Source organism: Bacteroides sp. AM54-2NS (genome assembly GCF_003602935.1).
Taxonomy (GTDB): domain Bacteria; phylum Bacteroidota; class Bacteroidia; order Bacteroidales; family Bacteroidaceae; genus Bacteroides; species Bacteroides xylanisolvens.
Genome location: NZ_QTMZ01000034.1, coordinates 51,221 through 61,915 on the forward strand (window position 1 = coordinate 51,221; position 10,695 = coordinate 61,915).

Consider the following 10,695-nt stretch of genomic DNA (forward strand, 5'->3'; position numbering starts at 1 on the left):
AAACCTGTAACGAAAGAAAAGATTGAAAATATGAACAAGAATAAATTATTTAAGGTGTTTGTCATGATTGCATTTATCATGTGCAGTTGTGAGGATAATTTTGATCCGAAGATGTATGGCACGTTGAATGTTTCTAATTATCCGGTGACTGAAGCCGAATACGAATCATTTATGATGACCTGCTATATGCCTTTTACAACAACATGGACCTATTGGATCGGTGCCGGAACAAGTGGCAATCAGCACGGTTGGTATATCCCTGCCGGAGGTGTACTGAAGTTCTTTGATTATCCGACAGATGAGGTGGCTGTGTGGAATAATGGTTGGGGAGGCGGATATTATTTCCTTTCTAAAGCCGATTTCAGTCAGTGTGTTTATTACGCAAGCGGTACATTAAGCGATGAAAACCCGAACCACTTTCCGAAAGTAAGTGAGATTTCCTACTTCACCAATGTGATCGGCACACTGGAGAAGGCTTCTACCGAAGTGGTCTCTGAAGAGCGTAAAAGAGAATTTATTGCTGAAGCCCGTCTTTGTCGTGGATTGATGATGTATTATCTATTGCATGTATATGGTCCTGTTCCTTTGATTGTCGATCCGAACGACCTGATTAATCCTTCAAAACTGGAAAATCTGGTACGTCCGACATTGCAGCAAATGACGGAGTGGATTATGGCTGACTTTGAGTATGCTTATCAGTATATTGCAGATACGCAGCCGGAACAGGGACGTTACAATAAAGACTATGCACGTGTATGCATCATGCGGCATTGCCTGAATGAAGGCTATTATATGTCCGGTTATTATCAGAAAGCGATTGATATGTATAACGAGTTGAAGGGACGGTATAGTCTTTTCAAGAAAGGGGACAATCCTTATATCGAGCAATTTAAAAATGCCAATAACTTTAATTCGGAAGTGATTATGGCTGTCAGTTGTGATGAAACGGCGGATGGTACGAATAAGTCCGGCAACTTTAATCCGCTGATGATGCTCGCTACTCCCGATAATGCAGCCAGAGTGGACGATCAGGGAAATCCGACTCCTTTCTATCTGCAAGGGCAGGGATGGGGACAAACTTTCAACGTGTCTCCGAAATTTTGGGATACGTATGATCCTTCGGACAAACGTCGTGAAGTGATCCTTACTAAATATTATACGACTGCAGGAACCTGGATTGACCGGAATACTACTACATGGGATGGGTTTATCATTAATAAATTTCCGGTGGAAACAGCTACGGCTTTTCAGGGGACTGATATACCGTTAGCCCGTTGGGCAGATGTATTGCTCATGTATGCGGAAGCCGAAGTACGTAAAAACAATGCAGCTCCGTCTGCTGACGCTATTGCTGCGGTCAATGAGGTGCGTAAGCGTGCTGGACTGGGGGAGCTTCCGTCATCGGCAACAGCGAATGTTGAAGCTTTCCTGGATGCTTTACTTACGGAAAGAGGACATGAAATGTTGTATGAAGGGATGCGTAAAATAGATCTCATCCGTTTTAATCAGTATGCGCAGCGTACAGCGAAGATCAAAGGAGTGGCTCCTACACATCAATATGTGCCTATTCCTAATTATGCGGTTCAACAAGCTTCGGAATCTTATGGAAAAGTGTTGGTACAGACATTTGAACGTGAGGGATGGAAAGCGGATCTTGCGGCAGCTCGCAATTAATGTCATCATTCATTATTGTTAAACTAGAGATCTTAAGAAAAATGAAAAAGATATATGTATTATTCATGTCGTCGTTATTGCTCCTTTCGTGTGCAAAAGATGATGTTAGTAAGCCAAGTGAATGGCCGGAGTGGCCTACACCTTCAAAACCTAAAATAGAAAATGCCGTATTGCGGGGAGTGAATGGTGAAACGGTTGTGGCGGCTGGTGATAAAGTGAAGTTCACCGCACAAGTCAGTGATGAATATAATGATTTGGTTTCATTCCAATTATTAGTGACAATGGATGGAGCCGAAATCTTGAATTTGTCTAAAGGCTTGAGCGGACGTTCTGCGGTTATTGAAGAGGAAGCTACTTTACCTTTTGTTGCCGGTTTCCAGAATGGACGTCCTGTGGTGACTATAAAAGCTGTAAACGATTTAGGTGGCAATGAATCGACTCTGACTTTGGATGAGGCCGCAAGTGTGGCGGTGACCCGTCCGGAAACACCTTCCCAATTATACCTTGTTGATGATTTGGGAAATGTGTATGAAATGGACAAGGAGAGTCAGAATGAAACGGATTATAGTTTCCGGACGAGTGCGGCGGATTTGGCAGGGATTGGCGACCATTTTAAAGTTGCCGAAAAGATAATAAATAATAAACCTGATTATTCCGGTTTGGTATGGGGATATTCAGACGATAAGATCGCGATTGTGACTGATGATGCAGCTACTTCGATTCCGACTCCTAAGGTAGGGAGTTATACATTGGAGAATATCACTTTTGATATGTTGAGCTTTCTGGCTGATAAGACTTTGACATACAGCATTGATATTGATAAGTCCCGCTTCTTTGATGTGGGAGGAGGATATGTCCAGTTGGATGTTCAGTTGGTAGAAAGTGCCAAGATTAATTTTATAGGTTTTGGTAGTGATGTCACCAATATGCTCCGGCCGGAATTCTTTAAAGATGTTTCAGGGAGCAAAGCAAAATTCGATGGTCCGTCGGTACTTTATAACTTGAAATATAATACATCAAATGGTTTCATGTATATGGAACGTCCGCGGGATGTTTTTTATCCGGAGGTAATGTATATTCTCGGTACTGGAGTCGGATTTCCACGCGAACCTTATGTGGCTACGCTTGCTTGGGACTTCGCATATCCTCACCAATGGTTCTTCTTTAAAAAGGTCGGTACAAGTGCCTTTGAAGCAGTCGTTTACATTGACCAAACTATGGGATTTAAGTTCTATCGGGGATATGGTTGGGCGCAAGAGGAGGACACGAAGAATCTATATACGGTTGAGCCTGCTAACCTAATAACGAGAAACGCTCCCGGTGATTTGATTCCCGGTCCTGATTTTAAAGCCGGACTTTATACAATACATATTGATAAAGCCAGTGAAGTGATACGATTGACTCCTTACAATTAAGAGGGGGGCATGATTAATAGTCTTTAATTTAATATTCAATAGAATTATGTATATATCAATGAAAACATATAGTAAGAAATTTCTGGTTACGTTCTTTTTCTCGATGTTGCCAATGTTATTAATGTCTTGTTCGATGGATCCGGAGAAAGCCTCTTTTTCTATTTCCGGGAATTTGGAGAAGTTACAGATCGGTAATGACGGTTTTACGGAGGTTTATTCGATAAAGTCTAATACGGAATGGAAATTTGTAAACGAGACGGATCAGTCTTGGGTTACCATCTCACCGACCAAAGGAAGTGGAAACGGAACTGTGACAATTACTGCAAATGCAAATACAGGAACCGGACGTACGGCTGTATTCCGCGTAGTACCTAATGGAGTAAAGACACAAGAAATTGAGATCATTCAGGGTAATTCTTATATCCCTACAACTGATGGAGAATTCCCGATTATAGCATGGACCGGAGTGGAAGCAGACAAGCCGCTGGAGAAATTCCCGGTGATGAAAGCATCCGGCATTAATATTTATCTGGGATGGTACGATGATTTGGAAACAACATTGAAGGTGCTTGACGCCGCACAGAAGACCGGAGTGAAAATGATAACTTCTTGTAAGGATCTCTTGTCTGTTGCTACTGCCGAAGAGGTCGTAAAAGCGATGATGAATCATCCGGCTTTGTATGCTTACCATTTGAAGGATGAACCGGAAGTGAATGATTTGCCGGGCTTGGGCGAATTGGTGAAGAAGATTAAAACCATCGACAGTCATCATCCTTGTTATATAAACTTGTACCCCAATTGGGCATGGGGGAAAGAACTTTATTCTGAAAATGTAAAGTCGTTTATAGAACAAGTCCCTGTTCCGTTTATTTCGTTTGACAATTATCCTATTGTATCTATAAATGGTGCTCCCAGCATTGTCCGTCCGGACTGGTATCGGAATCTGGAAGAAATATCGGCTGCTGCTAAAGAGAATAATAAGCCGTTCTGGGCATTTGCACTTGCACTTTCCCATAAGCTTGATGAAACTCATTTTTATAAGATACCGACATTGCCCGAGTTGAGATTACAAGTCTTCAGTGATTTAGCTTATGGTGCGCAGGCAATCCAGTATTTTACCTATCGCGGACTTCAACATGACGAACCGACTGAAGTGTATGATTTGGTCAAGACTGTTAATCAGGAAGTACAACAGCTTGCAGGTATATTCTTGGGAGCACAGGTTATTTCTGTATCTCACACCGGAAGTGAAATACCTGAAGGCACGAAGGCTTTGGGAAGTCTGCCGACTCCTATAAAATCATTGACTACGAGTGATACAGGTGCGGTTGTCTCTGTCCTGGAGAAAGGTGGTAATCAATATCTTGTGGTAGTAAATAGAGATTTTCGTAATGTGATGAACCTGTCTATCGATGTGGATAGTTCTGTTAGCAGAGTGTTGAAAAATGGTTCAACGACTACTCCGGACGGCTCTACGATAGCAGTCGAACCGGGTGATATGGTAATATTTACGTGGAGAAAATAAAAAGATTTTTAATTTGATAAAGTAAAACGATTATATGAAAAAGATATTACTTTCCTTTTTTATTGGTGTTATGTTGATTGCCTGCAACCAGAAAACTGTCTCTGTTCGTGAGGTCTGGACGAAAGAGCAGGCTAATGAGTGGTATAAACAATGGGGATGGCTTCGTGGATGCGATTTTATTCCAAGCACGGCAATCAACCAAATGGAGATGTGGCAGGCAGATACTTTTGATCCGGTGACTATTGATCGTGAACTGGGGTGGGCGGAAGAAATAGGCATGAACTGTATGCGCGTATATTTGCATCACCTGGTTTGGGAAACAGATAAGGAAGGCTTTAAGAAACGTATCAATGAATACCTTACTATTGCCGACAAGCATCATATCTCTACCATCTTCGTCTTCCTGGATGATTGTTGGAATCCTGTATATCAGGCTGGCAAACAGCCGGAACCACAGCCGGGAGTACACAATTCGGGATGGGCACGTGACCCGGGTGATCTGTATTATAAAGGCGATACGGCAGTGATACTTCCGATATTGGAAAGCTATGTGAAAGATATCCTGACTACCTTTAAGGATGATAAGAGAATCGTATTATGGGACTTATATAATGAACCCGGAGGTTCGGGAGGATATAGATACGGTGAAAGAAGTTTGCCGTTATTGCAGAAAATATTTACGTGGGGACGAACGGTGAATCCGTCACAACCTCTGTCGGCCGGAGTTTGGGATATGAGTCTGACTAATCTGAATAAGTTCCAATTGGAAAATTCGGATGTGATAACATACCACACGTATGAAGGCGTGAATTCGCATCAGCAACTCATTGATACATTGAAGCAATACGGTCGCCCGATGATTTGTACAGAATATATGGCACGTACTCAAAATAGTACTTTCCAGGATATTATGCCAATGCTGAAGAGAGAAAATATCGGTGCAATCAACTGGGGCCTTGTAGCCGGAAAAACAAATACGATCTTTGCATGGGATACTCCATTGCCTGATGTTGTTGAACCTCCATTGTGGTTCCACGATATATTCCGTAGTGATGGAACTCCTTATTCGGCAGAAGAGGTGGAATGTATTCGTTCATTAACTAAATAATTCCCTTATGATAACTATGAGGAATATATGGATAATGATGTTGGGGATATGCCTGTTTGGTTGCGGGGCTGGTAAACAGCCCCCTTCCTCACAGCTATCCTTAACATGGAAACTGGAAAAAGATAGTGTGGAAGCCAGATATTTTAAGAATACATTCTGCCTGACGAATAATGGGGATAAATCTCTGACTAATAATTGGGTGATCTATTTTAATCAGACACCTATTTATTATCAGCAACCTATTAATGCACCGCTGGAAATTGAATGTTTGGGTTCGACTTACTATAAAATGTACCCCACTGAACACTACCAGGCATTGCCACCGGGTGAAACAATCACTTTTACCATATTGAGTGAAGGAAATGTGATTAATGTGTCCTCGGTTCCTGAAGGGGCTTATATGGTAACTACCGATGAAAAAGGAAAACCGTTACAACCGCAAAATGTCCCCATCGAGATCGAGCTTTTTAAGCCCGATACCCAATGGGTTAGCTCGAGGAACAGCTTTCCCTATGCAGATGGAAATTATTTCTATAAGCAGAATGATGATTTCAGCAAACCGGTAGATTGTGATATGCTTTCTCTTTTTCCTGCTCCTAAAAAAGTGGAAAAGACGGGCGGTGTTTCTTCTTTCTCTCAAAAAGTCTGTCTGAAGTTTGATGATGCGTTTAAAGAGGAAGCTCTTTTATTGAAAAGTCAATTGACTTCATTATTAAGATGCAGCGTTTCCGATAAGGATGAAGAAACAATCATTGAATTGAAGAAAATGGAGGTTCCTATTACCTGTCAATATCCCGATGAATATTACGAAATCGTGATAAAGAATAACCGGTTGACTTTGAAAGCTAGTGATACACATGGCATATTTAATGCTTGTCAAACATTGCTTGCCTTATTAGATAACATGGAACTAACTTCTTCTCCGATACCTAATCTTCATATAACCGATTATCCGGACATGGGGCATCGGGGAATTATGTTGGACGTAGCCCGCAACTTTACAAAGAAAGCGGACCTGCTGAAACTGATCGATATATTATCATTCTATAAGATGAATGTACTGCATTTGCATTTGAGTGACGATGAGGCCTGGCGTGTGGAAATACCCGGATTGGAGGAATTGACAGAAATAGCTTCTCGCAGAGGACATACCATAGATGAACAGACATGTCTTTATCCTGCGTATGCCTGGGGATGGAATGAGACAGATACTACTTCATTGGCCAATGGATATTATTCTCGCAGTGACTTCATGGATATTCTGAAATATGCGAAAGAAAGGCATATCAGAGTTATTCCCGAAATAGACATTCCCGGACATTCCCGGGCAGCGATTAAAGCCATGAATGCCCGTTATCAGAAATATATAGATACAGACCAATCGAAAGCGGAAGAATATCTTTTGACTGACTTTGCAGATACTTCCCAATATCTGTCGGCACAAAATTTCACAGACAATGTGATTAATGTTGCCATGCCTTCCACTTATCATTTTCTTGAAAAAGTGATTGACGAAATCGTGCAGATGTATCAGGATGCAGGAGTAGAACTGACTGCTTTCCATGTGGGTGGAGATGAAGTACCAGAAGGTATTTGGGAAGGTTCTTCTATCTGCCGCACTTTTATGCAAGAGAACGGACTGACTAAGATACGGGATCTGAAGGATTATTTTCTGGAACAAATATTGGAAATGCTGGACAAACGTAACATACAGGCAGTCGGATGGCAGGACATTGTTATGAATCCTGATAATACCGTTAACGAACATTTCAGAAACAGTAAGGTATTAAATTATTGCTGGAACACCATTCCGGAGCAGGGTGGGGATGAAGTACCGTATAAGCTAGCTAATGCGGGCTACCCGATTATACTCTGTAATGTGGGTAACTTCTATTTGGATATGGCCTATTGCTATCATGTGGAGGAACCGGGATTGCGTTGGGGCGGTTATGTGGATGAATATGTGACGTTTGATATGTTGCCTTTTGATATTTATAAGTCTTTACGACGGAATTTGAAAGGTGAACCTGTTGATGTGAAAGCAGCTTCAAACGGAAAACAACCCTTGACAAAGGAAGGTTATCAGAATATCAAAGGTCTATCCGGACAAATATGGTCGGAAACAATCCGTAGTTTTGAACAGGTAGAATATTATCTTTTCCCAAAAGTCTTCGGATTGGCAGAACGTGCTTGGAATGTTCAACCATCGTGGGCATTATCTCCGGACGGCAAAGTATATATGGATGCCAAACGGAAATACAATGCCGGTATTATAGATTATGAGTTGCCACGTTTGGCAAAGCGAGGAATAAATTTCCGGGTGTCTCCTCCCGGTATTATGACAAGGGATGGATTACTACTGGCTAATACTGCCATCCCCAATGCGGTAATCCGGTACACAACCGATGGAAGTGAGCCTACGGAAAGTTCCATAGAATGGCAAACTCCGGTAGTATGCAATGCTCCACTGATAAAAGCAAAGTCTTTTTATCTAGGAAAAGAGAGTGTAACTACCGTATTGTTTAATAGATGATATATAAATAAAAAGCTATTTTAATAATGTTAGAATAGCTTTTATTTATGCATTTATGAAATTTTACATATTAAGGGGCTGCTGAAATTCTAGCTCTTCTTTACAATATTCAACAAATTTAAAACTGGAAATATGACTATTAATATTAATTGATGGTTGAAATATGAATACATTTTTCGACTTGCGTTTTAATTAATTTTTTCATATTTTTGCAGAGTATTTTTTGAATATTAGTGAAAGACATGAGTAATTTTGTAAAAATGAGAGGATTCTTTTTGTTTGTACTTCTTCTCATTAATTGTACTGTAAGTAGTCGCCCCTTAGAATGTGCTTTTACGCCTAATAATCAACATATTAATATATAAATTGCTTTGATATATCTGCAAGTTTTTGTATCTTTATGGTTGAAAACTTGCAGATTATTATGATAAACAAGACCACCCCTCAGCCCTCCTTGTTCAGCTCTTTGACAGACCAGCTGAATCCCAGGCATCCCTTATACCTGCTTGCCAATAAGATAGACTGGCGCCGTTTTGAAGAAGCTTTCTCCCCGCTATACTGTGCCGTCAACGGTCGTCCGGCCAAACCCATCCGCCTGATGTGCGGACTTCTGATTCTTAAGCACGTGCGTAACCTGTCCGATGAATCGGTTGTTGAACAATGGAGCGAGAATGCTTATTACCAGTACTTTTGCGGTATGTTGGAATTCACGCCTTCCTATCCCTGCAATGCAAGCGAACTGGTACACTTCCGTAAGCGTGTCGGAGAAAATGGCATGGAACTGATTCTGTCAGAAAGTATCCGCGTCAATCAGGAGGACGACGGCCCGGACCATCACTGCACGGCCTTCATCGATTCCACGGTACAGGAAAAGAACGTGACTTATCCCACGGATGCGAAGTTGCATAAAAAGATAGTCCGCAAAGTGTTGTCTGTCGTAAAATCCTTAGGCTTCCTTTGCGCCAGAGCTATACCTTTGTCCTCAAGAAGATCTACCGTGACCAGCGTTTCCGTAACCACCCCAAGAACCGTGGCAAGGCCCTGAAAGCGGACAAGCGGCTGCGCACCATTGCGGGAAGGCTTGTCAGGGAACTGAGGCGCAACCTGAAAGAAAACCACGGCTACGACTCCCTGCTCGACCTCTTTGAGCGGGTGCTTTCACAGAAGCGCAATTCTCCCGGGAAAATCTATTCCCTGCATGAACCGGAGGTGCAGTGTATCAGCAAGGGGAAAGAACATAAGAAATACGAGTTCGGCAACAAGGTTTCAATCGTCCGCTCAATTACCGGTGTCATACTGGGTGCCAAGTCTTTCCGGAATGAATATGACGGGCATACCATTGAAGAATCCCTCAGGCAGGTGGAACGCATTACCGGAAAGAAGATCAGGAAGTTGGCCGGGGACAGGGGGTACAGAGGAAAGAAAGAGGTGGGCGGCACCGGGATACTGATACCCGATGTTCCAAACAGGAAAGACAGTTATTACACACGCAAGAAGAAACATAAGCTATTCTGCAAGCGTGCAGGAATAGAGCCGACTATCGGGCATTTGAAATCAGACTTTCGTTTAGGACGCAACTTTTATAAAGGTGTGTTCGGGGATGTTGTCAATCTGCTCTTAGCCGCAGCAGCGTACAACTTCAAAAGAGCCATGAGGGTTCTTTGGCTACTTGTTGAAAAAATCTGCGGGACACTGTTTTCTTGCAATATCCCGCAGATGAGTACTTTTTAAGGGACGACTAAGTAAGGGACAGATTTATAAGTACATAGGACTGGAAGACGGGTTGAATAATCAGAAAATATACCATATCCAAAAAGACCGACGGGGGTATATGTGGTTTCTGACTCAAGAAGGGATAGACCGTTATGATGGCAAACATATCAAGCATTACAACTTTTCAGACGATAACATGACGTTGGATTCACGGATTGCCTTGAATTGGCTTTATATGGACAACGGAAATGTATTATGGGTAATTGGTCAGAAAGGTCGTATTTTTAGGTATGATTCGCAGCATGACAAGTTTGAACTGGCTTATGTGCATCCGGAACTGATCAGAAATAAGTCGCAAGCATTTCTGAATTATGGTTATTTGGACAAAAATGACCGTATATGGTTGTGCTGTAAAGATAGCATTACCTGGTATGATACCCATACCGGAACAGTGTTACATATGTCGGTGCCGGTCGACGGTGAAATAACTACCATTGAACAGACAGATGGTAACCATTTTTTTATAGGTACGGGAAGTGGTTTATTTCGTGCCGGAATAGAAGAAGGGAAGTTAAAGGTGATTCCTGATGAAGCGTTGGAAAGCATCGCTCCAGTGCATCAGGGAAAACGCACGAGTTAAAACGCTTTAATAAAGTTGTTTATCAAATTAGCTAGATACTCATCACTCCATCCAGCCTTCTTCCTTTTCCTATTGACAGAAGTCTTC

At 42.0% G+C, this 10,695-nt stretch carries 5 protein-coding genes and 2 pseudogenes; all 7 read left to right on the forward strand.

Features of this window, described 5'->3' with window-relative positions; all coding sequences use genetic code 11:
* Window positions 1-30 precede the first annotated feature (30 nt).
* Entirely contained in the window at window positions 31-1,674 is a 1,644-nt protein-coding gene (locus DXA05_RS18565; protein WP_022200212.1) for a RagB/SusD family nutrient uptake outer membrane protein, read from the forward strand.
* A complete protein-coding gene (locus tag DXA05_RS18570) occupies window positions 1,674-3,089 on the forward strand; it encodes a DUF5125 domain-containing protein (RefSeq protein ID WP_128859477.1) in 1,416 nt (471 codons plus the stop codon). The genes DXA05_RS18565 and DXA05_RS18570 overlap by 1 nt, the downstream gene beginning before the upstream one ends.
* 46 nt (window positions 3,090-3,135) lie before the next feature.
* Window positions 3,136-4,614 carry a BACON domain-containing carbohydrate-binding protein gene (locus DXA05_RS18575; RefSeq protein WP_117684665.1) on the forward strand — a complete coding sequence of 493 codons (1,479 nt, stop codon included), beginning with the start codon at window positions 3,136-3,138 and terminating at the stop codon, window positions 4,612-4,614.
* 34 nt (window positions 4,615-4,648) lie between these two features.
* A complete protein-coding gene (locus DXA05_RS18580) occupies window positions 4,649-5,722 on the forward strand; it encodes a cellulase family glycosylhydrolase (protein WP_117684667.1) in 1,074 nt (357 codons plus the stop codon).
* 7 nt (window positions 5,723-5,729) lie between these two features.
* Entirely contained in the window at window positions 5,730-8,255 is a 2,526-nt protein-coding gene (locus DXA05_RS18585) for a family 20 glycosylhydrolase (RefSeq protein ID WP_121960137.1), read from the forward strand.
* 424 nt (window positions 8,256-8,679) lie between these two features.
* Window positions 8,680-9,986, forward strand: a pseudogene (locus DXA05_RS18595) (IS5 family transposase).
* A 22-nt stretch (window positions 9,987-10,008) separates the two neighbouring features.
* A pseudogene (locus DXA05_RS18600) lies at window positions 10,009-10,590 on the forward strand (two-component regulator propeller domain-containing protein); the annotation flags it as partial.
* Window positions 10,591-10,695 lie beyond the last annotated feature (105 nt).

Bases quoted from the DNA above. Each gene is read 5' to 3' on its own strand.
- DXA05_RS18565 (WP_022200212.1), top strand. From the start codon at position 31: ATGAACAAGAATAAATTATTTAAGGTGTTTGTCATGATTGCATTTATC.
- DXA05_RS18570 (WP_128859477.1), top strand. From the start codon at position 1,674: ATGTCATCATTCATTATTGTTAAACTAGAGATCTTAAGAAAAATGAAA.
- DXA05_RS18575 (WP_117684665.1), top strand. From the start codon at position 3,136: ATGTATATATCAATGAAAACATATAGTAAGAAATTTCTGGTTACGTTC.
- DXA05_RS18580 (WP_117684667.1), top strand. From the start codon at position 4,649: ATGAAAAAGATATTACTTTCCTTTTTTATTGGTGTTATGTTGATTGCC.
- DXA05_RS18585 (WP_121960137.1), top strand. From the start codon at position 5,730: ATGATAACTATGAGGAATATATGGATAATGATGTTGGGGATATGCCTG.